The organism is Metabacillus litoralis, assembly GCF_003667825.1.
Taxonomy (GTDB): Bacteria; Bacillota; Bacilli; order Bacillales; family Bacillaceae; genus Metabacillus; species Metabacillus litoralis_B.
Map to the genome: position 1 here is coordinate 4,663,342 of NZ_CP033043.1, position 24,101 is coordinate 4,687,442.

11 protein-coding genes and 2 rRNA genes are annotated in these 24,101 nt (G+C 38.1%); 11 read left to right on the forward strand and 2 right to left on the reverse strand.

What is annotated here, in order from left to right; genetic code table 11:
• Window positions 1–6 precede the first annotated feature (6 nt).
• Entirely contained in the window at window positions 7–1,128 is a 1,122-nt protein-coding gene (gene yfkAB, locus D9842_RS22715) for a radical SAM/CxCxxxxC motif protein YfkAB (RefSeq protein ID WP_121664446.1), read from the reverse strand.
• 153 nt (window positions 1,129–1,281) lie between these two features.
• Between yfkAB and D9842_RS22720 the strand changes: the two genes are divergently transcribed.
• The 8 genes from D9842_RS22720 to D9842_RS22755 all read left to right on the forward strand — a co-directional run bounded on the left by D9842_RS22720 (window position 1,282) and on the right by D9842_RS22755 (window position 13,248).
• Window positions 1,282–1,470 carry an SE1561 family protein gene (locus D9842_RS22720; protein ID WP_098799272.1) on the forward strand — a complete coding sequence of 63 codons (189 nt, stop codon included), beginning with the start codon at window positions 1,282–1,284 and terminating at the stop codon, window positions 1,468–1,470.
• Window positions 1,471–1,664: 194 nt separating this feature from the next.
• Window positions 1,665–3,203, forward strand: a complete 1,539-nt coding sequence (locus D9842_RS22725) for a fumarate hydratase (protein WP_121664447.1) — start codon at window positions 1,665–1,667, stop codon at window positions 3,201–3,203.
• A 227-nt stretch (window positions 3,204–3,430) separates the two neighbouring features.
• Window positions 3,431–6,472, forward strand: coding sequence for an efflux RND transporter permease subunit (locus D9842_RS22730; protein WP_121664448.1), 3,042 nt, complete (start codon window positions 3,431–3,433; stop codon window positions 6,470–6,472).
• Between the two features lie 162 nt (window positions 6,473–6,634).
• Window positions 6,635–7,384 carry a delta-lactam-biosynthetic de-N-acetylase gene (gene pdaA / locus D9842_RS22735; protein ID WP_257536077.1) on the forward strand — a complete coding sequence of 250 codons (750 nt, stop codon included), beginning with the start codon at window positions 6,635–6,637 and terminating at the stop codon, window positions 7,382–7,384.
• 87 nt (window positions 7,385–7,471) lie between these two features.
• On the forward strand, window positions 7,472–8,338 hold the full coding sequence (locus D9842_RS22740) for a DNA-3-methyladenine glycosylase family protein (RefSeq protein WP_121664450.1): 867 nt from the start codon (window positions 7,472–7,474) through the stop codon (window positions 8,336–8,338).
• Window positions 8,339–8,354: 16 nt separating this feature from the next.
• The gene (gene rlmD, locus D9842_RS22745; protein ID WP_121665165.1) at window positions 8,355–9,749 is read left to right on the forward strand and encodes a 23S rRNA (uracil(1939)-C(5))-methyltransferase RlmD; all 1,395 of its coding nucleotides are present in this window, start codon (window positions 8,355–8,357) and stop codon (window positions 9,747–9,749) included.
• Between the two features lie 402 nt (window positions 9,750–10,151).
• Window positions 10,152–12,227, forward strand: coding sequence for a hypothetical protein (locus D9842_RS22750; protein WP_121664451.1), 2,076 nt, complete (start codon window positions 10,152–10,154; stop codon window positions 12,225–12,227).
• A gap of 304 nt (window positions 12,228–12,531) precedes the next feature.
• The gene (locus D9842_RS22755; RefSeq protein ID WP_121664452.1) at window positions 12,532–13,248 is read left to right on the forward strand and encodes a response regulator transcription factor; all 717 of its coding nucleotides are present in this window, start codon (window positions 12,532–12,534) and stop codon (window positions 13,246–13,248) included.
• 1 nt (window position 13,249) lies between these two features.
• On the opposite strand, the gene D9842_RS22760 is transcribed toward D9842_RS22755, so the two are convergent.
• Entirely contained in the window at window positions 13,250–13,384 is a 135-nt protein-coding gene (locus D9842_RS22760) for an anti-repressor SinI family protein (RefSeq protein ID WP_121664453.1), read from the reverse strand.
• Between the two features lie 116 nt (window positions 13,385–13,500).
• On the opposite strand from D9842_RS22760, the gene D9842_RS22765 reads away from it, so the two are divergent.
• The 3 genes from D9842_RS22765 (at window position 13,501) to D9842_RS22775 (ending at window position 24,013) form a co-directional block, all read left to right on the forward strand.
• The gene (locus tag D9842_RS22765) at window positions 13,501–18,684 is read left to right on the forward strand and encodes an ATP-binding sensor histidine kinase (protein ID WP_162987532.1); all 5,184 of its coding nucleotides are present in this window, start codon (window positions 13,501–13,503) and stop codon (window positions 18,682–18,684) included.
• A 526-nt stretch (window positions 18,685–19,210) separates the two neighbouring features.
• Window positions 19,211–20,759 (forward strand): 16S ribosomal RNA (locus D9842_RS22770).
• A 325-nt stretch (window positions 20,760–21,084) separates the two neighbouring features.
• Window positions 21,085–24,013, forward strand: a 23S ribosomal RNA gene (locus D9842_RS22775).
• Together the 16S and 23S rRNA genes form the textbook arrangement of a ribosomal RNA operon.
• Window positions 24,014–24,101: the final 88 nt, after the last annotated feature.

Here is a 24,101-nt window from a genome sequence, read left to right on the forward strand (position 1 = left end):
CTCACCCTATATATTCGATTTTCTTTTTGTAAAATCTATATCTTGGTAATAACTATTTTTAACAAGTACATTAGGTCCTAGACATTGAACAGCTGGACAGTGACAATTTAATGATTTAGCAAGGTTTGTATTCATCCAGTTTGAATAGGCAGATTGTAGAGTGTTATGCTGAATATTCCCGAGTGGCGGAGTATCGCCAAAGTCAGTCACGATAATATCTCCATTAAAGATATTTACATTAAGTCTTGAACGGCCATCAGGATCATTTCGTACCGTAACATTTTTGCTTTCACGTAAACGTTGGATGAGTTCTAAGTCCTCTTCATTTTGACTGCAAGCATAAAATGGTAAGGTTCCAAACAACATCCATACACTTTCATCCCGAAAATTTAATAACTGATGAATTGCTTTTCTCATTTCTGGAAGAGAAAGAGTTTCTAAGGCACTTGCAAAATCACTTGGATACATTGGGTGAATTTCATGACGCTGACAAAGCATGTCTTCAACAATCTGCTTATGTATTTTCTCCATGTAAGGAAGTGTTCGTTTATTAAGCATCGTTTCAGCAGATACAATTACACCAGCCTTTACTAAAGCTCGGCTATTCTCAATCATTCGATCAAATAAAGCAGCTCTTTGTTGGTAAGTTGGCTTTCGGTCCATAACAGCAAACCCGACCTCGACGAATTCATCAATTGTTCCCCAGTTATGAGATATATGTAAAACATCAAGGTAAGGAATAATTTTTTCGTAACGCTTTAAATCCAAGGTTAAATTTGAATTAATTTGTGTACGTATACCGCGTTCATGGGCATACTTAAGGAGAGGCACCACATACTGTTCAACAGATTTTAATGAAAGCATCGGCTCTCCACCTGTAATACTTAAAGAACGTAATGTTGGTACTTCATCTAATCTTTTTAGCAGCAGATCAATAGGAAGTGCTTTTGGATCTTTAGGTTGTAAGGTATAACCAACTGCACAATGCTCGCATCTCATATTACAAAGAGTTGTTGTGGTAAATTCAATATTCGTTAACATCATTTCGCCATACTGCTCTATATCTAAATAAGCTTCCCATGGATCATATGAGGTTGTTATTGCTTTTAATGGTTTTAGTGCATTCATAATGTTTGCTCCTTCTTAAAAGGGTGAAAATGATCTATACATTCGCTTATTTTAACAGAAACCTAAAGGGAGAACATCCATTAATTCTGATAGTTATACTTGTCAAAGAATTGTAAATCATCTACGATACATGTATCTGAAAGGAGAGAAACAATGGGTAACGCAGTACACGATAAGGATTCTCAACTATCCTATTTGAAAAATCGCCTAAATATGTTTTTAGAAGTCATTGACTCGATGGATCCCGAATCGACAGATGTAGACGATGTTGATCGTTTAATTCAAATGCTTGATGATCTTGAACTAAAGCATAATCAGTTTAAAAAAGATTGGAAAGAATGAGCTGGCACTAATTGTGTCGGCTTTTTTTAATGGCATTGCATACCAAAAGAAATCCTGAAAACGCTTCTTTTCAATAAATCGCTTGAGGAGTATAATAAAAATTGTGGGAAAAGACCGAAAGTTTACTAAATTAGTAGTGATTAGTGTAGGCACATCCTTGATTGCTGAGCTTTCACACGAGGGGGAGAATCGAGATGGAGAACTTTTATGAAAGCATGTATCAATTAATAGTAGAAACTTCGACTAACTTACCAAAAGACGTAAGAAGAGCAATTGCAGCAGCAAAATTAAAAGAAAATGCTGGAACACGCTCAGCGATGTCTCTTGCAACGATTACAAATAATATTAAAATGGCTGATGATAATGTTTCTCCAATTTGCCAGGATACAGGCTTACCTACCTTTAAAATAAAAGTGCCGGTATCGGCTAATCAGATTGATATGAAAAAGCAAATTAAACGCGCAATCGAACAAGCTACAAAAGATGGAAAGTTAAGACCAAATTCTGTTGACTCTATTTCTGGTGATAATAGTGGGGACAACCTTGGAGAAGGAACCCCTGTTATTAAATTTGAACAATGGGAAAACGATTATATTGATGCCCGCCTCATTCTAAAAGGAGGAGGTTGTGAAAATAAAAATATCCAGTATAGTCTTCCTTGTGAGCTTGAAGGATTAGGAAAAGCAGGCCGTGACTTAGACGGAATTCGTAAGTGTATTATGTATTCTGTATATCAAGCACAAGGACAAGGTTGTAGTGCCGGCTTCATCGGTGTTGGAATTGGTGGAGATCGTACAAGTGGTTATGAGTTGGCGAAGGAACAGCTGTTTAGAAGAGTTGATGATGTGAATGAACGTGAGGAGTTACGTCAACTTGAAGAATATGTTATGGATAATGCCAATGAGTTAGGAATTGGAACAATGGGCTTTGGTGGTGAAACAACATTACTAGGTTGTAAGGTTGGGGTTATTAACCGTATTCCAGCTAGTTTCTTTGTTTCGGTTGCCTATAATTGTTGGGCATATCGCCGTTTAGGTGTATACATTGATCCAAAAACAGGTTCAATCAATGAGTGGTTATATCAAGACGGAGAAGAAGTAGATTTTTCTCAAGATGAGGTTGCGGCAACTCATGAGCAAAGTGAACAATCAAGAGAAGTAGTCCTTGAAGCGCCTATTACAGAAGAAAAAATAAGAGAGCTAAAGGTCGGGGATGTTGTTCGTATTAACGGAATGATGTATACAGGTCGTGATGCGATTCATAAATACTTATCCGAAAATGATTCACCTGTTGATTTAAATGGTCAAATTATTTATCATTGTGGTCCTGTTATGTTAAAAGATGAAGATGGAAACTATCATGTGAAAGCTGCTGGTCCTACAACTAGTATTCGTGAAGAGCCTTATCAAGGTGATATTATGAAGCGCTTTGGTATTCGTGCTGTTATCGGAAAAGGCGGAATGGGACCGAAAACATTAAAAGCACTTGGGGAGCATGGTGGTGTTTACTTAAACGCAATTGGTGGTGCAGCACAATACTATGCTGATTGTATCAAATCAGTTGAAGGTGTAGATCTTATGCAATTCGGAATACCTGAGGCTATGTGGCATTTGAAAGTAGAAGGCTTTACTGCTGTTGTTACAATGGATTCTCATGGTAATAGCCTACATGCAGATATTGATAAAAGCTCACTTGAAAAACTAGCTCAATTTAAAGAGCCTGTATTTAAATAAACGTTTGATTAGAGGAGACCTTGGTATGTTGCCAGGGTCTTCTTTTTGATTATTGTGAGGTCAATAGAAGAAATATTATGAACATTAAAGAAGTATTTCATTGTAAATTATCTGTAAAATAGGAAGATTTTTCCGTAACATTCATTTATAATCAATCCTTGGGTGCTTACGTTACTATAGGCACACTATTCCATAGGAAAATAGGTTTGGTGAACGGGGGGAAAGCTTTGCTTAAGTTTATTGTAAAGCGAAAGATTTTAGTAAGTTTAGTAACAGTTTTAGTGTTAATCGTAGGAAGCTATTCGTTATTAAAGCTGGACAAAGAATTAATGCCATCCATTAATTTTGATGGTGCGTATGTGGATGTGAGTGCTGGTGAAATGTCTGCAATTGAGGTGGAGAGGACCATCACGAATCCACTGGAACAAAGCATCCAAGGTATTGATGGAGTTGAAGAGGTTAGCTCCACAACTTCAATTGGAAGAAGTGGTCTTAATATTACAATTGAAACAGGTCGGGGTGATGAAGTTTCAAAGGAAATTGAATCTGTCGTCCAATCAACAACAGCAAATATTAGCGGCATTGATGAAGTTGTCACAGATCAAATAGGAACAAGTTCTACTTATGAGTTCTATATGGATGTGTCAAATGATGAAATGGAAGAGATGACGGCTTTCGCTGAAGAAATTTTAGAGCCACGACTAGAAGAACTTCCGGAAGTAAGGGATGTTTCTTTGGCTGGAATTCAAGAACATGAAATGGTTATTGAGTTTGATCGCGAAAAAGTTCAGGAAAAAGGTTTGGATATCTCACAAATTAGTACGGTTATAGGGCAGGCTAATAATGAGGCAACATTAGGAGAATTAAGTGAAGATCAAAACGCGCCTTCATTACGTTGGAATACAAAGTTAGAATCTGTAGAGGATGTAGAAAACATTCAAATTATGACCCAAACAGGTGCTGTTGAATTGAAAGAGGTAGCTGATGTATCAATAGACCCTAAGGAAAACTCATCATTTGTTTGGAAAAACGGTACAAAAGATTTTGTCTTTGTACAAATCGGACGAGTGGCGGATGTTACTCAAATTGAAATGGCTGAAGCAATAAGGGCAGAAATCAAAGAAATAAAAGATGAAGGTTTAGTAAAAGATTTTGAATTAAATGAAATGGTTGCACAAGCTGACTATGTTAAGGAATCGATTGATGGAGTTTCAAGTAATATCGTTATCGGTGGTGTTATCGCAGTTATTATTCTATTACTATTTTTACGCAACGTGAGAGCCACGATCATTGTCGGACTCTCTATTCCAACATCGATCTTACTCACGTTTTTAGCGATGTGGGCATTAGATTATAGTTTAAATATGTTAACGCTAATTGGCTTAGGTTTAGGGATTGGAATGATGGTTGATTCGTCTATTGTTATTCTCGAATCTATTTATAGGAAAAAAGAACAAGGACTGAAACCATTAGAGTCTGTTGTGGAGGGGACAAAAGAAGTTGCCTCAGCTGTAATTGCGTCGATGCTAACAACAATTGTTGTTTTCCTACCTATTGGTTTGTTAGGCGGAGAAATGGGGCAATTTATGATCCTTCTATCAGTGGTTGTCTCTGCTACATTGATTAGTTCTGTTATTGTCTCTTTTACCCTTATCCCGAGTTTATCTGAGAACTTTTTAAAGCTAGGGAAAAAACAGGTGAAAAAGGCAGGACGATTGTTAAAAGGTTATAGCAAATTTGTATCTTGGGTTGTTACGAAAAAAAGAAACAGCTTTATCATGGTCGGAATTTTCTTTTTGATGTTTGTTGGTTCTTTTTTCTTAGTGTCTAAAATTCCGATGACCATTATGCCTGATGTTTATAACCGCTATTCAGAGCTGATGGTTGATTTGGAAACAGGTGTGTCTGTCGAGGAAAAAGAAAAAATCGTTGAACAAATTAACGAAAGTCTCTCTAAGATTGAGGACGTTGAACAAAATTATGTGATGGATAATGGCTCTATGCTTTATACCATTATTAATATGACCAAAGGTGATGACATCGTAAAAGGACAAAAAGAAGTCAATGAGGAAATATTAAGCTCCTTACGAACAATCCAAGAGGATTACCCTATTGAAGGTATTCAAACAGCTACTTCAACAGGTGGAGGTTACCCTGTTCAAGTGTTAATTAAAGGTGAAAGCTTTGATGAGCTAAAAGAAATTGTAGATAAATTCTCTAGTGAATTAGAGCAAATCGAAGGTATTGTGGCTGTGAAAAACTCTATTGAGCGAACTTCTGTTGAAGAAGTTGTGCAGTTAAAAGAGGGTGCAATTGAAGATGCGGGATTATCCTCATCACAGGTTAGACAATTTATTGAGCAGGCCTTTTTAAATGTGCCACTGGGTGAGGTTACGGTCGAGGAAGAAAATGTTCCCCTTATAATGAAGTGGAATGAAAGTACAAATAATAAGGATGCTCTGTTAAAATTAAAAATTCCTACAAATGATGGAGAAAAGAGTCTTTCGAGCTTTATTGAACTAGTAAGTGTTGATACTCCAAATGAAATTTCTCATGATGAAGGAGATCGTTTCATCACGGTTTCGGCAGATATTAAGGATACAGATCTAGGAACAATCAATCGAGAAGTTCAATCTTTAATAAAAGATTTTGAAACGCCGACTGGTTACAATGTATCGGTTGCGGGTGATTTGGAGCAGCAACAAGAACTTATCCAAGATATGATTCTAATCCTAGCTATTTCAATATTCCTGGTTTACCTTGTTATGGCTGTCCAATTTAATAATTTGGCTCATCCTCTAGTTGTGATGTCCATTATACCTATGACTATTGTGGGCGTTATAGCAGGGCTATTCATTACACAACGTGAGTTAAGCATTATGTCAGGAATGGGGATTGTCATGTTAATAGGAATCGTTCTAAACAATGCAATCCTGCTTATTGATCGTACAAATCAATTACGTAAAGAAGGATATAGTGTGACTGAAGCTATCGTGGCAGCAGGAAAAGATCGAATCCGACCGATTTTTATGACAACTTTAACAACAGCAGGAGGAATGCTTCCACTTGCATTAGCATCAGGTACATCTGGAAACTATCAGGCTCCAATGGCTACAGCGATTATTTCTGGGTTATTATTTGCAACATTGATTACATTAGTACTTATTCCAGCTGTTTACCGTATTTTTAACAGTATAGGCAATGGTTTTAATCGTTTTTCTAAGAAAAAGAATAAAAAAGAAAAGATTGTTGAGGAAATCGCTAGCTGATGATTGAAACCCTTCATTTATTTGAAGGGTTTCTTTATGGTAGTTTTTTTCAGTATTGAAATTCTCTCTTTAACAACACTATAAATAATAACAAGAATGAGGAGAGAGTTTATGAAAAAATTGATCGTTGTTTTGACGCTTTTTTGCTTATGTTTTATTTCGATGAATTCTGTTTCTGCCGTTCCAAATAAGCCTATTCATTGGGGATTTAAAAAGAGTCGAAATCATGAACCTGCAACTGCTGGTAAGGAATTAGATGAATTGCTTTCAAAATATGGTGGCTTTTATATAGGTGATACAACGAAAAAAGATATCTACCTAACATTTGACAATGGTTATGAAAATGGGTATACACCTAAAGTTCTTGATGTTCTTAAAAAGCAAAAGGTGCCTGCAACATTTTTTGTTACAGGACATTATCTTGATTCAGAGCCTGAACTAGTAAAGCGAATGGTTAATGAAGGTCATATTGTCGGAAATCACTCATGGTATCATCCGGACCTAACAACTCAAAGTGATGAAGAATTTAAGAAAGAATTAGAATCTGTTCGTATCAAAGTAGAAGAACTGACAAGTCAAAAAGGCATGAGCTATCTTAGACCTCCAAGAGGGATTTTTAGCGAAAAGGTGCTTGCCAAAGCTGAAGAGCTTGGTTATACTTCCGTTTTTTGGTCACTTGCGTTTGTTGACTGGAAAGTAGACTCTCAAAAAGGCTGGAAGTACTCATATGATAATATTATGAAGCAAATTCATCCCGGTTCTATTATTTTGCTTCATACTGTATCAAAAGATAATGCTGAGGCATTGGATCATGCAATTGAAGAATTAAGGAAACAAGGCTATACCTTCAAAAGCCTAGATGATTTGATGATAAATAAAATGATGGATCATCCATATTTACTTTCCCTTTGATGCAATCAAAGGGTTTTTTTCCTTTTCCGTAGGTTCCTTATTTTAAAATGATATAATAAAAATAAAAGAAGATGAGGAAGAAAAAGCATGTGGATGGAAATCATAACATGTAAAGGTCCATATCATTTTGATTCAGTTCTAGATCGTCTATCATTGGATCCTATCATACATATTAATAAGGATGAACAATTGGTCAGAGTCCCTTCCGTTATAGAAGGAAAGTCATATGTACTTAATGTAAGAGCAATTGGAACAGTAAAAGAACCTGCTTTTGAACTATGTGGTACTGATAAAACGATTAAGGAAGAGGCTATAAGGCGAATTAGAAGGATATTTCAGTTTGACTTTTCTTTGAATGAGGTAATGAGTCATTTTCATCAAACAAATCTTTCTAGAATCTTTCAGCAACATGAAGGGACACCAATTGTGTTAGAATTTGATTTTTATAGCTGTTTAATGAAGTGTATTATCCATCAACAGTTAAATGTAGCTTTTGCTCATACATTAACTTCTAGATTTGTGAAAGAGTTTGGATATCAAATAGAGGGTGTTTGGTTTTACCCTACACCAGAGACAGTAGCCGGGTTGGAATATGATGACTTAAGGGCATTACAATTTAGCGGTAGAAAAGCAGAGTATGTAATTGATACCTCAAGACTTATTGCAGACGGAAAGCTCGATCTAATGGAGTTGGACTTGCTCCCTGAGGAAGAATTGATGAAGGATCTAGTGAAAATACGTGGTATTGGTCCATGGACCGTGCAAAACTTCATGCTTTCTGGTCTTGGACGTCCTAACCTATTTCCAAAAGCCGATATTGGTATACAAAAAGCAATTCAAAAGCATTTTAACCTTGAGAAAAAACCAACTAGTGATGAAATGGACGAATATAGCAAAGAGTGGTCTCCTTATTTAAGTTATGCCACGTTATATTTATGGAGAAGCATTGAGTAGAAACGGAGCGTTAAATATGAAAGAAAAGAAACAGGCGCAAGCCAGCCAAATTAAAATTTCAAAGGGACAAACTTTCCCGCTAACAATAAAGCGTTTAGGGATTAATGGTGAAGGTGTAGGCTACTTTAAACGACAAGTTGTCTTTGTCCCTGGAGCACTGCCTGGTGAAGAAGTATTAGTAGAAGCGACTAAGATTCAACCAAAGTTTGCGGAGGGAAAAGTAAAAACAATACGAAAGAAATCCCCATTCCGTGTTAAGCCGCCTTGTCCAATTTACGAGGAATGTGGTGGCTGTCAGCTTCAACATTTAGCCTATGATCAGCAACTAAAGGAAAAGCGTGATATTGTTGTTCAATCTATGGAGAGACATACAAAATTAAAAATCTCCTCTTTGGATATTCGTCAGACTATCGGTATGGAAGACCCGTGGAACTACCGAAACAAAAGTCAATTTCAAGTTGGGCAGCAAAAGGGCAAAGTAATTGCAGGGCTATACGGGTTGGATTCACACCGCCTTATTCCTATTCAAAATTGTATGGTTCAGCATCCAATAACAAATAAGGTATCTGAAGGGGTAAAGCAAATTCTCGAAGACTTCCAAGTGCCAATTTATGATGAACGAAAGAGAAAAGGGATTGTAAGAACTATTGTGACACGTGCCGGTTTTCAAACAGGAGAAGTACAGGTCGTTTTAATTACAACTCAAAAAGAAGTACCGCGTAAAAAGTTAATTATGGCTGAAATACAAAAAAGGTTTCCTGAAGTAAAATCTCTTGTTCAGAATATAAATGGAAACAAAACATCCCTTATTTTTGGTGAAAAAACATTACATCTAAGTGGAGAAGAAGTTATCCAGGAAACGTTAGGAGACTTGAGCTTCGAACTTTCAGCAAGAGCATTCTTTCAACTGAATCCTGTTCAAACTGTCAAGCTGTATGATGAAGTAAAGAAAGCAGCAAACCTTACCGGTAATGAAAAAATCGCTGATGCATACTGCGGAGTAGGAACGATTGGCTTGTGGTTAGCGAAGGATGCAAGTGAAGTACGCGGAATGGATACAATTGATGCAGCTGTTATTGATGCACAAGAAAATGCTCGTAGACACGGTATAGAAAATGCAACCTATGTAACAGGCACTGCAGAGCACTGGCTGCCAAAATGGGTAGAGGAAGGCTGGCGACCAGACGTTGTTGTGGTTGATCCCCCACGTACTGGCTGTGACCGGAAATTATTAGATGCGATTAGAAAAGTGAAGCCGAAGAAATTTGTTTATGTTTCATGCAATCCATCCACACTTGCGAAGGATATTGATTATTTGAGTAAGGACTATAAAGTTGAGTATATTCAGCCTGTGGATATGTTTCCGCATACGGCGCATGTTGAGTGTGTGTCGCAGATAGTTTTGAGATGACCTAAAAAAATAGAAACCCTACCTTATCAAAATAAACATTTTCATTTTCCTTAACCAGTGAAAATAAAAATGTTCCAAAAAAACGTGAAAAAAAGACCGAAAAGCCCGTCAAATCAACAAACATGAAAAAAGAGTAGTCTTTCAAAAAGTCAAAGAGAAATCCTCAATTCTTTAGTTAAGAAGTTTACCATTTCATTTAAAATCATTGATAACGTCATTATCTCTGATATCCATCAAATATTAGACTTAAAAAAGGAAGATATAATAGCTGCCTAGGCTAATTATCTTCTTTTTTGCATAAGAATAAAGCTAATCTAGTTGTCTACAATTGTTATGTATTTATTAATTTATAAGGATATTTAGGTTATAATTACCAATATACAAAATGTTGGAGGTAATTATATGGGTACTCAACCTACTAATGCAGGAATAGATTTTCAACAAAGAGTTTCAGGCTGGATTTTATTTAATATGGTAACCGACATTGATTTAGCAAATTCTATTGATATTAAAGAAAATACATATATTGAAAAAGTAGCATTTGAAACAAGAGATATAATTGATGACCTTGTAGTAACAACTAAAGATAATGAAAAATTATTTTTTCAAATGAAGAGAACAGTATCTTTATCAAAAAGTGAAGATAGCGATTTTTATAAAGCTATAAATCAATTTGTAAGACAATATGTTCAAGAAGGTAAATCGGTGAATAATTATATTTTAATAACTACCTCTAATACATCAAATCCTATTAAGAATGAACTAAAAAAAATATTAGAAAGTATTAGGCTCAATCCCTTAACCTTTATAGAGAACCCCCTTAACAAAAGTGAAAAATCTGCGTTTGATAGGTTTAAGAGTTTAATAAGAGAAATTTATAAGAACGTTACAAGTAAAGACATGAGTGAACAACAATTTTTAGAGTTTTCTTCCAAGATGGTAATTTCTGTTCTTGATATTGAAGATGGGATGGCTTTCGAAAAAAGTGTACTAACGGCAATTAGTGGTAAAATAAATTCAGTATCTCCTCAATTCTTTTGGTCTTTTCTAATCTCTACATCTCTTAGTTTTGCTTCTAGTAGAATGTCAGTTTTATGTAATGAGCTAAAAGGTAAGTGGAAAGGCTATATAGATAAACCTAAAGAGAATGTAAATAGTGAAGAAGTTGTTAAGGGATTTTTTGACCTAGTACTAAAAGAAGATGATTTTTCAATAGGTAAGGATGTAGTTCTGGTTGAGGGAAACGAAGAATTGGGAGAAGGTTTTTCAAATAAAATGCTTCTTATGGAATTATATCGTTTTGATGATGACGGTACGAAAAGGTTACAGTATGTAGATAATAATTATGTGGTCTTTAAGAATGGGATTAAAATGAAAGTTTTACATAGAACAGCAACAAACATAGGGATGGAAAGGTATCTAAAAGAAAATGAAAAAATCCTTCCGTATGATGAATTGATTATTGCCCCTGCTAACGATATTGAGAATGTCGAGCAGGAACTACCTGTGAAATTGCATAAAGAATGGTGTCAAAGATATATAAAAGAAAATAAAAAAGAGTTTATGAATTGTTTACATTGTGGAAAAGGTATTTCAGAAAAATCTTATGCCATTGAGATTGATGATTTATATGAACATTCAATTCTTGGAGTAGTTCATCAAGATTGTTTAAGACCAACTGATAGAGTTATAGGTTTAATTACAAGTGATTTTTTTGATAAACATGATTTCTTGAAAAAATTTGATTATAATTTATGGTTAAGCAGTATCAAGGACTCTCAAGCAATGTTAAATAATTTGAAAGGGTCCCAAATGCCACCACTAGTCACCATGATTTGGGACCCATATGGGGGAACCAATAATCATTTTAATAATTGTATAAAGATAAATTTATCTAATGGAGATTTTAGGTATATATTGGATAGGGGTAAGGTTGATAGATTTAATAAAAGTGAAGCAAAAAAAACAGCAAAACTTTTTAATGAAAATTTTGAGAAAAATAAAAATAGAGACCCTTATGGTTATACATCTATAAATTATATTTATGGAACTTACTCATACTTAATAACTCACAAAAATGATAATGAAGATATTTTAGAATGTATTTCAGCGGAAGTTGAAAAATACAATAACCATATTGGGATACAATATAGGACAAATAAAAATTACTATGCTCCTCTGATGACTATTACTCTTTTAGAAACTGAGGAATTACTTACAATAAATGAACGTTTAGTATTTGTAAGTGACCCAATGACTCTAAAGAATTATATTAATAATTGGGAGAAGGCTGGACTTGACTTAAAGGAATATGAATTAAATATTCTTTCAACGGATGAAGAATTTGACAGTCTTATGAGAGAATATGATAGAAGAGATATCAGAGGAGTAATTGACCCAATATTAGATAGAAGCGGAGAATTTGGTCAAGGAGTACTCCTTGAAAATATTAATAAATTAAGTAGGGTTAATAGATAATTTATGTTGAGTAAATACTATCATGACCCTGTCTGCAACCACTACTCAACACATGTTGAGTGTGTTTCACAACTAGTATTAAAGAACGGCAACTAATATCTTTTGGTCGATTTGACCAGGTAGAACTCAAAGAGTTCCTACCTGGTTTTTTATTCGTTTATAAAGTAATTAATATGGTTGTAGGATTTTAGAATGCGTAGGTATGATCCTCCATACCTAAAAGATTGGATAATATAGGTAGTTGATGGTATATTATGAAATAACTGTATAGTCGTATTATGATAGATAATGGTAGGTGAGTTAGATGTTCAAGGAAAAAGTAATGCTGGTAGAAGATGATCGTGATATTCGTGAGGTTTTGCAATTATACCTTCTAAAGGAAGGGTATTCTGTCATTCATGCTGAAGATGGCCCAACAGCATTACAATTAGTAGAAACGGAAAAGCCTGACATCATCGTTTTGGACGTAGTACTTCCGCGAATGGATGGGTTTGAGGTATGTCGTTTACTTCGTCAAAAGACGAATATTCCTATCTTGTTTTTAAGCTCAAAGGAAGAAGAATTTGATAAGATATTGGGTCACAAAATTGGTGGGGACGATTACATTACTAAACCTTTTAGCCCAGCTCTTGTAACAGTGAAAATTCAAGCCCATCTACGTCGTCATCATAATATTGATCACCAATTAAGGCCTGTGAAGGAGCAGGTTTTGCAAAAAATAGAATATCCAGGATTAATTATAGATAAAGTAAGCTGTGTTGTAAAAGTGAAGGGTGCAACTGTCCCCTTGTCTACAAAGGAATATCAACTCCTTTGTTTGTTAGCAGAACATCCTAATCGTGTTTATAGTGTTGAAGATTTATTTGAACTAATCTGGGGGGAAGAAAGCCTGGGCGACCACCGTACAGTTATGGTTCATATAAGTAATTTACGCAAAAAAATTGAACCTATACCAGCCGATCCTATGTATATTGTCACAGTTAGAGGGATGGGGTATAAATTCATTGCTTCTCAGGAGTGAGTTATTTATTTTTAAAAAAGTCGTGTATTTCTTCGGGAGTCATGCCAAGGTTTTTTGCTTCCAAGATGAGCTGTACCCATTCCTGGTCTATTTCTTGATTAGAATTACTGCCATTCAATAGATTCGTATTTTCCATCTCCAAACCTCCATGAACATTCCTACATAAATATAATAATGTTAAAACTATAAGGTCTGTTTAAGATTACTTAAAGTTTTGTTAAAGAATTGGAAATTCCTAAAAGGATGACAATAATGAACAGAATGCCGATATTAAATGACTACAAATTAATTAATATTGAAGTTGAAAATAGTAAATCAATTATCTACAAAGCATATTCATTAGAAGAAAAAAAGCTTGTTCTATTAAAGACCATGAAACAACCAACCCCTACCCCGCACGAAACTGCATCCAGCATACATGAATTTTACATAACAAAAGAAATGAATATGAATGAAATTATCCGCCCAGTCAAAATAGAAAGTTATTTAAATGAACCAATCTTAGTTTTGGAATATTTCTCTGGTGTTACCATGAGAGACTTTCTTAAAACTCAAAGGAAGGATATTTTAGAATTTCTTTCTATTGCAGTTAAACTAGCATCTGCTTTAATAAATGTACATCAGCATCAGATCATCCACAAAAATATAAATCCTGAAAATATAATACTTAATACATCAAATGGGAAATTAAAGATTACGGGATTTAATCATGCAACAAAACTAAAAAAGGAAAACCAAAATAATAGTTTAACTCCATATGAACTTGAAGGTCATCTTGCTTATATTTCTCCGGAGCAAACTGGTAGAATGAATCGATCTGTAGATTATAAAGCAGATTTATATTCTCTTGGTGTTTTATTTTATGAAATGTTCACAGGAACTCTGCCTTTTACTAGTAAAGAGTCAATTGAGTTGGTGCACGCGCACTTGGCAAAAACTCCTCAAAATCCAATTTCACTAAACGATAATATTCCAGAAAGTCTTTCTAATATTATTATGAAGCTTTTAGCGAAAATTCCAGAAGAAAGATATAAGAGTGCATTTGGGCTACGGGAAGACTTAAAGAAGTGTATGGATCAACTTCGGCTATTCGGTGAGATAGAAGTATTTCAGCTTGGACAGGATGATCCACTTAATGTCTTTGAGATAGATGGAAAGCTATATGGAAGAAGCGTAGAAATTGAAAAATTAAAATTGGCATTTAATAAGGTGAGTACAGGACATTCTGAGTTAGTATTAATTCAAGGACATTCGGGAATAGGGAAAACTGCGCTTGTAAATGAAATTCAAATTCCACTTGTTAGAGAAAAAGGCTACTTTATATCAGGTAAGTTTGATTTACTCCAAAGACAGAAGCCATACTCACCAATACTTTCTGCATTCAAATCATTAATAAGAAAATTATTGACTGAAGGAGATGCAAGGATTCAGAACTGGAAAACAGCCATTGAACGTGAACTATTAGGGAGTGCTTCTATTATTACATCACTGATCCCGGAATTAAAATGGATAGTAGGGAGCGATAATTCTCAGGAAGAGGAGTTTTCTGTTAAGGATACGCATCTACGATTTCATTTGGTCTTCCAAAAATTTGTGAATGTATTCGCTACAAAGGACCACCCGTTAGTTCTATTCCTTGACGATCTTCAGTGGGCAGATACAGCATCATTGGCATTGATTGAATATTTACTAACACACATAGATTGTCGTTACTTTTTATTAATTGGGGCTTATCGCGATAATGAGGTTGGAATTGAACACCCATTTACGGAAACCATTCATAATCTCGAAAAGAAGAAAGTTGCGATCTCAACAATTCCTTTAACTCCACTAAAGGAAAGTGTTGTTTGTCAGTGGGTGGAAGAAACAATTATGAATGATGAAAAAGAGGCTGGAAAACTAGCTGAACTAATGTTCAGAATCACCCAAGGAAATCCGTTTTTTATTAAACAGCTTTTTCAATCTTTTTATGAAGATGAAACAATCTTCTTTAATGCAAATTTAGGTAAATGGACGATTCAGTTTGATATGGTAATGAAAGCCTTAGAAAAAGAAACGATAGTTGACTTAATGGTTAAAAGGATAGAGCAACTTCCAATGGAAACCCAGGCTATACTAAAACTAGCTTCGTGCATAGGTAATGAATTCGATTTAAAAACATTATCAATTATTTGTGAAGATGAATATGATAGGATCGGAAAACAACTATGGTCGGCTCTTGAAGTAGGGTTAATTTTACCAGAAGATTTAACTTATAAATGGATATATCCGGAAGGTCATAATCATTTCATAGATAATCAACCACCCGCATATCGATTCTTACATGATAGGGTTCAGCAAGCTATTCATTCTATGATGATTAAAGAAGAGCGAGAAAAGACACATCTTAAAATCGGAAGACTTTTAATCAGGTTTGGAGCAGGTAATGAATCTTTATTTGAAATTGTTAATCATTTAAATATTGGAAGAATGTATCTAAATAAGAATGAATCGATATCTTTAGTTGAAAGGAATGTAAAAGCCGGTGAACAAGCAAAAGCATCAGCTGCTTTTAAGGAGTCACTGGAATATTATAAAATAGCACACGAATTACTTGGTGAAGCATGGGAAACAAATTATGATTTAACAACACGGTTAATGACAGGTTTTGGTGAATGTCAATATTTAAACAGTCAATTTGATGAATCAGAATCTACATTTAACAAAGTGTTGGAACGTGTAAAAACAAAACATGAAAAGTTAAAAATTTATAACCTTAAAGTTGTTCTTTATACACATGTTCATCGGGTACAAGAGGCTGTAGAATCTGGAATTGCAGGATTAAGACTATTTGGCTGGAATATTAATCGTAATCCAAATAAGAGATTTGTTGCAAAAGAGTTTCTTTTCGTTAAAGCAGCTCTATGGGGGAAAAGTGCAGAAGATTTAATGAAGCTTCCCGAATTAATAGATCAAGAAAAAAGATTATTATTAAATACAATGATAACGATGAATGCACCTTCTTTTCACGTGGATCAAAATTTAGCAACTATTTTAATGCTAAGAGCATTACGTTTTTCTCTAAAAAACGGAATCACTGATATCACGTCTTTAGTAGTTAATAATTACGCACTTATTTTAAGTGCTGGTTTTAGTGACTATGATCATAGCTATGAGTTTGGTAAGCTTGCTATTGAACTTGCTGAAGGTTCCGGGGATCCAGGGTTAAAAGGAAGAGTGTATTTTGTTTATGGTAGCTTTATTAATCATTGGAAGCACCACATTAAAGATAATTTACAATACTTGAAATGGTCGCAGAACTTTTGCATAGAGGCAGGAAATATTCACCTTGCTGGAGCAAATAGTTCTTTTATCGCGATTACACTGTTTATGATGGGAGATCATTTAAAGGATGTACTTGCTGGTATTAAGAATCAACGCATATTTATAGATAGAATCGGTTATGTCATTTCGAAAGGATTTTTAAATGAACTGATTCAATGGGTCGACATCTTAATGAACGAAAAAGCTAAATCAAATTGGGATTTTGAACAAGTTTTAGATGATGATTCGGCCAAGATCATTCATTATACGTTAAGGCTACAGTTGTCTTATTTGTTTAATGAAGAGAATTTTGCGAGGGCTTTAATCAATCATTTAGATAAATTAGTAAGTAATCGATTAACTCTGGTTATTATATCTGAGTATTATTTTTATGATTCTCTTTGGGCTTCACGATTATTTGATAAGGCGAACTCATCAAATAAAAAGTTACTTTATAAAAGACTCAAAAAAAATATCAAGAAACTAGGAAAATGGGCAAAGCTTTGTCCGGAAAATTACCTTCATAAATGGAAACTATTAAAAGCTGAATTAGCAAGAATAGATCACAATCATTCTGTTGCCAGGGATGAATATGACGCAGCTATTCAGTTGGCAAAGGAAAACAACTTTGTTCAAGATGTTGCTATTAGTAATGAAGCTGCAGGTTATTATTATTTTTCAAGAGGTCTTGAAAGCTTAGCTGGTGCTTATTTGACAGAAGCATACCGTACGTACATTAAGTGGGGTGCGTATGCAAAAGCCCTTAAATTACAAAAGGAATTCGATAGCTTCATTATTAATGTAGAAAAAAGCAGTCCTGATTTTCAGATTTCTCATTTAGATTTTGATGCTTCATTAAAAGCCTCCCAAACGATATCGAGTGAGATTATCCAGGAAAATTTGGTGAAAAAGTTAATGGATATTACAATGCGAAATGCTGGTGCAGAGCGCGGAATGCTTCTGCTTAATAGGGAAAAACAATTAACTGTGGCGGCTGCAGCAAATGTTGATAGCGAAATAGATGAAGAGTTATCCTTTCATATACTAGAAGAAAACAAAGTGGTCCCTGAAATGATTATTAAATATGTAGTTAATAGTAGGGAGGCTGTTGTATTAAATGATGCAACAGTAGAAGGTATGTTTACAGGTGATCCATATGTGATTGCCAAAAAGCCAAAGTCTATTTTATGTCTACCAACAATTTATAAAGGAAATGTAAATAGTGTCTTATACCTTGAGAATAATCAAACAACATACGCGTTTACTCAAGAAAGAATAAGATTTTTAACTTTTCTTTCTACACAAGCTGCAATTTCTATAGAAAATGCAGAACTTTACGGAAATCTTGAAGGAAAAGTAAAAGAGCGTACAAAAGAGTTTGAAAAAGTCAACAAATACCTTGAACGAGCAAATAGTGAACTTGCTAGAGCAGAACAAGAACGTAGGCATTTGTTATCGAATATATCACATGATTTACGAGCCCCTATTACAACGGTAAAGGGGTATGTTGAGGCGATATTGGATGGATTAGTAGAAACAGAAGAACAAAGGGATGCGTATTTGAGGAGATGTATTGAAAGAATAGATGGGTTGAATGTGATGATTAATGACTTATTTGAACTTGCCCAATTAGAGTCTGGACAAATCAATTTTACGTTTGACATTGTCCCAATTGATCAATTAATTAAACATTTATGTGGCCAATATGAATACGATGTAAAAAGTAAGGGCTTTTTCTTTAATGTAATAATTGAAGAAATCAATGAAGAAACATATCCAATGGTTTCGGTGGATGTAAAAAGATTTAATCAAGTTTTTTCAAATATACTTATAAATGCTATGAATCATACAGAAACAGGGGGGATATCAATTTCTTTAAGATTTGATAAAGACCTTGGTGATGCCTTTATTACAATAGAAGATAGCGGGAAAGGTATTTTGGAGGAAGATCTTCCTTATATATTTGATCGGAACTTTACGAGATCAAGAAAAGGTAATGGACTAGGATTAGCAATTTGTAGAGAGATTATTCTTTTGCACAAGGGGCGAATATGGGCAGAAAGTATACACGGTAAAGGTTCAATTTTTTGTATTCAATTACCGGTATTTCAGGTAGATCAACTAATAAGGTAAATAGAAAATACTGACCACCTGGAAGTGTAGTATTAGGGCTGTGTGGTCAGTTTTCAACTTGCTACTCCGGGAGTTTTCTTTATGAATAACTATTAGAGAAATTATAAAGTGTAGAGACGTTTGAGAATGGGTTTAATAATAGAACTTCTTTACATATTTTACGAATAGAAAAAAATGATCTAAGACACTTGACTTCTACGAATCGTGGTGATAAGATATCACTTGTCGCTAATTAGAGGCGATAAGAGCTTGATTTTATACCAGATATAGTTGATGCAATATATTGTCCGAAAAAACTCCATTAGTTATTGACTTCTATGAAACTTAGTGATAAACTATTCTAAGTAGTCGAGATGTGTTGAAGACGAAAAATATATTGTTGACTAAAACTTCTTCTTAGAAGTTGACAAGTGAGAAGACGTGTGATAAGATACTCCTTGTCGTTAAAACATTAGTTCTTTGAAAACTAAACAAAACAGAAACGTCAACGTTTTAAAAAGATTTAATTATGAGCTTTATCAACTCTTTATTGGAGAGTTTGATCCTGGCTCAGGACGAACGCTGGCGGCGTGCCTAATACATGCAAGTCGAGCGAATCAATGGGAGCTTGCTCCCTGAGATTAGCGGCGGACGGGTGAGTAACACGTGGGTAACCTGCCTGTAAGATTGGGATAACTCCGGGAAACCGGAGCTAATACCGGATAATATTTTGAACCGCATGGTTTGAAATTGAAAGACGGCTTCGGCTGTCACTTACAGATGGACCCGCGGCGCATTAGCTAGTTGGTGAGGTAACGGCTCACCAAGGCAACGATGCGTAGCCGACCTGAGAGGGTGATCGGCCACACTGGGACTGAGACACGGCCCAGACTCCTACGGGAGGCAGCAGTAGGGAATCTTCCGCAATGGACGAAAGTCTGACGGAGCAACGCCGCGTGAACGATGAAGGCCTTCGGGTCGTAAAGTTCTGTTGTTAGGGAAGAACAAGTACCAGAGTAACTGCTGGTACCTTGACGGTACCTAACCAGAAAGCCACGGCTAACTACGTGCCAGCAGCCGCGGTAATACGTAGGTGGCAAGCGTTGTCCGGAATTATTGGGCGTAAAGCGCTCGCAGGCGGTTTCTTAAGTCTGATGTGAAAGCCCACGGCTCAACCGTGGAGGGTCATTGGAAACTGGGGAACTTGAGTGCAGAAGAGGAGAGTGGAATTCCACGTGTAGCGGTGAAATGCGTAGAGATGTGGAGGAACACCAGTGGCGAAGGCGACTCTCTGGTCTGTAACTGACGCTGAGGAGCGAAAGCGTGGGGAGCGAACAGGATTAGATACCCTGGTAGTCCACGCCGTAAACGATGAGTGCTAAGTGTTAGAGGGTTTCCGCCCTTTAGTGCTGCAGCAAACGCATTAAGCACTCCGCCTGGGGAGTACGGTCGCAAGACTGAAACTCAAAGGAATTGACGGGGGCCCGCACAAGCGGTGGAGCATGTGGTTTAATTCGAAGCAACGCGAAGAACCTTACCAGGTCTTGACATCCTTCGCTACTTCTAGAGATAGAAGGTTCCCCTTCGGGGACGAAGTGACAGGTGGTGCATGGTTGTCGTCAGCTCGTGTCGTGAGATGTTGGGTTAAGTCCCGCAACGAGCGCAACCCTTGATCTTAGTTGCCAGCATTCAGTTGGGCACTCTAAGGTGACTGCCGGTGACAAACCGGAGGAAGGTGGGGATGACGTCAAATCATCATGCCCCTTATGACCTGGGCTACACACGTGCTACAATGGATGGTACAAAGGGCTGCAAGACCGCGAGGTCAAGCCAATCCCATAAAACCATTCTCAGTTCGGATTGCAGGCTGCAACTCGCCTGCATGAAGCCGGAATCGCTAGTAATCGCGGATCAGCATGCCGCGGTGAATACGTTCCCGGGCCTTGTACACACCGCCCGTCACACCACGAGAGTTTGTAACACCCGAAGTCGGTGGGGTAACCGTAAGGAGCCAGCCGCCTAAGGTGGGACAGATGATTGGGGTGAAGTCGTAACAAGGTAGCCGTATCGGAAGGTGCGGCTGGATCACCTCCTTTCTAAGGAAAAATGAAGGACAAGCTCTTTCATAAAAAGACGTTTCTGATTTTGTTTAGTTTTGAGAGAATTATCTCTCAATATATGTTCCTTGAAAACTAGATAACGAAAACAATTCAAGTAATTCACTGAGTTTAAACGCTTAGTTTAGTGATTCTCTTAATAGTTAATAAACAGACATTAAGTAAGTATTGATGTCTTGAGGCGGAAGAGGAGCGAAGAGTACGAGGCGACGAAATGTTTGAGGAGCGGAATGGACGTAATTGGTCCATGAGCACCGCAGAACATGAAGCGGGCGAAGTAATCTGAAGCTCATCTTTTGCCGGAGGTTAAGTTGTTAAGGGCGCACGGTGGATGCCTTGGCACTAGGAGCCGATGAAGGACGGTACTAACACCGATATGCTTCGGGGAGCTGTAAGTAAGCTTTGATCCGGAGATTTCCGAATGGGGAAACCCACTGCTCGTAATGGAGTAGTATCTTCACCTGAATTCATAGGGTGATGATGGCAGACCCGGGGAACTGAAACATCTAAGTACCCGGAGGAAGAGAAAGCAAACGCGATTTCCCAAGTAGCGGCGAGCGAAACGGAAGAAGCCCAAACCAAGAGGCTTGCCTCTTGGGGTTGTAGGACACTCTATACGGAGTTACAAAGGAACGGAGTAAATGAAGAGGTCTGGAAAGGCCCGTCAAAGAAGGTAACAACCCTGTAGTTGAAACTTCGTTCCCTCCAGAGTGGATCCTGAGTACGGCGGGACACGTGAAATCCCGTCGGAAGCAGGGAGGACCATCTCCCAAGGCTAAATACTCCCTAGTGACCGATAGTGAACCAGTACCGTGAGGGAAAGGTGAAAAGCACCCCGGAAGGGGAGTGAAAGAGATCCTGAAACCGTGTGCCTACAAGTAGTCAAAGCCCGTTAATGGGTAATGGCGTGCCTTTTGTAGAATGAACCGGCGAGTTACGATCCCGTGCAAGGTTAAGTTGATAAGACGGAGCCGCAGCGAAAGCGAGTCTGAATAGGGCGAAAGAGTACGTGGTCGTAGACCCGAAACCAGGTGATCTACCCATGTCCAGGGTGAAGTTCAGGTAACACTGAATGGAGGCCCGAACCCACGCACGTTGAAAAGTGCGGGGATGAGGTGTGGGTAGCGGAGAAATTCCAATCGAACTTGGAGATAGCTGGTTCTCTCCGAAATAGCTTTAGGGCTAGCCTTGAAATGAGAGTCTTGGAGGTAGAGCACTGATTGGACTAGGGGCCCCCATCGGGTTACCGAATTCAGTCAAACTCCGAATGCCAAAGACTTATGTTCAGGAGTCAGACTGCGAGTGATAAGATCCGTAGTCAAGAGGGAAACAGCCCAGACCACCAGCTAAGGTCCCAAAGTATACGTTAAGTGGAAAAGGATGTGGAGTTGCTTAGACAACCAGGATGTTGGCTTAGAAGCAGCCACCATTTAAAGAGTGCGTAATAGCTCACTGGTCGAGTGACTCTGCGCCGAAAATGTACCGGGGCTAAACGTATCACCGAAGCTGTGGACTGTTCTTACGAACAGTGGTAGGAGAGCGTTCTAAGGGCTGTGAAGCCAGACCGTAAGGACTGGTGGAGCGCTTAGAAGTGAGAATGCCGGTATGAGTAGCGAAAGAGGGGTGAGAATCCCCTCCACCGAATGCCTAAGGTTTCCTGAGGAAGGCTCGTCCGCTCAGGGTAAGTCGGGACCTAAGCCGAGGCCGAAAGGCGTAGGCGATGGACAACAGGTTGAAATTCCTGTACCACCTCCTCACCGTTTGAGCAATGGGGGGACGCAGAAGGATAGGGTAAGCGCGCTGTTGGATATGCGCGTCCAAGCAGTTAGGCTGACAACGAGGCAAATCCCGTTGTCGTGAAGGCTGAGCTGTGATGGCGAGGGAATTATAGTACCGAAGTTCCTGATTCCACACTGCCAAGAAAAGCTTCTAGCGAGGTGAGAGGTGCCCGTACCGCAAACCGACACAGGTAGGCGAGGAGAGAATCCTAAGGTGAGCGAGAGAACTCTCGTTAAGGAACTCGGCAAAATGACCCCGTAACTTCGGGAGAAGGGGTGCTTTTTAGGGTGAATAGCCCGGAAAAGCCGCAGTGAATAGGCCCAGGCGACTGTTTAGCAAAAACACAGGTCTCTGCGAAGCCGCAAGGCGAAGTATAGGGGCTGACGCCTGCCCGGTGCTGGAAGGTTAAGGGGAGAGGTTAGCGCAAGCGAAGCTTTGAACCGAAGCCCCAGTAAACGGCGGCCGTAACTATAACGGTCCTAAGGTAGCGAAATTCCTTGTCGGGTAAGTTCCGACCCGCACGAAAGGCGTAACGATCTGGGCACTGTCTCAACGAGAGACTCGGTGAAATTATAGTACCTGTGAAGATGCAGGTTACCCGCGACAGGACGGAAAGACCCCGTGGAGCTTTACTGTAGCCTGATATTGAATTTTGGTACAGCTTGTACAGGATAGGTAGGAGCCTGAGAAGCCGGAGCGCTAGCTTCGGTGGAGGCGTCGGTGGGATACTACCCTGGCTGTATTGAAATTCTAACCCACAGCCCTGACCGGGCTGGGAGACAGTGTCAGGTGGGCAGTTTGACTGGGGCGGTCGCCTCCTAAAATGTAACGGAGGCGCCCAAAGGTTCCCTCAGAATGGTTGGAAATCATTCGTAGAGTGTAAAGGCACAAGGGAGCTTGACTGCGAGACCTACAAGTCGAGCAGGGACGAAAGTCGGGCTTAGTGATCCGGTGGTTCCGCATGGAAGGGCCATCGCTCAACGGATAAAAGCTACCCCGGGGATAACAGGCTTATCTCCCCCAAGAGTCCACATCGACGGGGAGGTTTGGCACCTCGATGTCGGCTCATCGCATCCTGGGGCTGTAGTCGGTCCCAAGGGTTGGGCTGTTCGCCCATTAAAGCGGTACGCGAGCTGGGTTCAGAACGTCGTGAGACAGTTCGGTCCCTATCCGTCGTGGGCGTAGGAAATTTGAGAGGAGCTGTCCTTAGTACGAGAGGACCGGGATGGACGCACCGCTGGTGTACCAGTTGTCTTGCCAAAGGCATAGCTGGGTAGCTATGTGCGGAAGGGATAAGTGCTGAAAGCATCTAAGCATGAAGCCCCCCTCAAGATGAGATTTCCCATCACATTAGTGAGTAAGATCCCTGAAAGATGATCAGGTTGATAGGTCAGAGGTGGAAGCGCGGTGACGTGTGGAGCTGACTGATACTAATCGATCGAGGACTTAACCTAATAGAAAAGCGGAAGAAGCTTAGCTTTTATCCATAGGGAATTGGTGCGATCGAGATGAAGTCGTTCTTTGACTTCTTCGAGAGAGTGA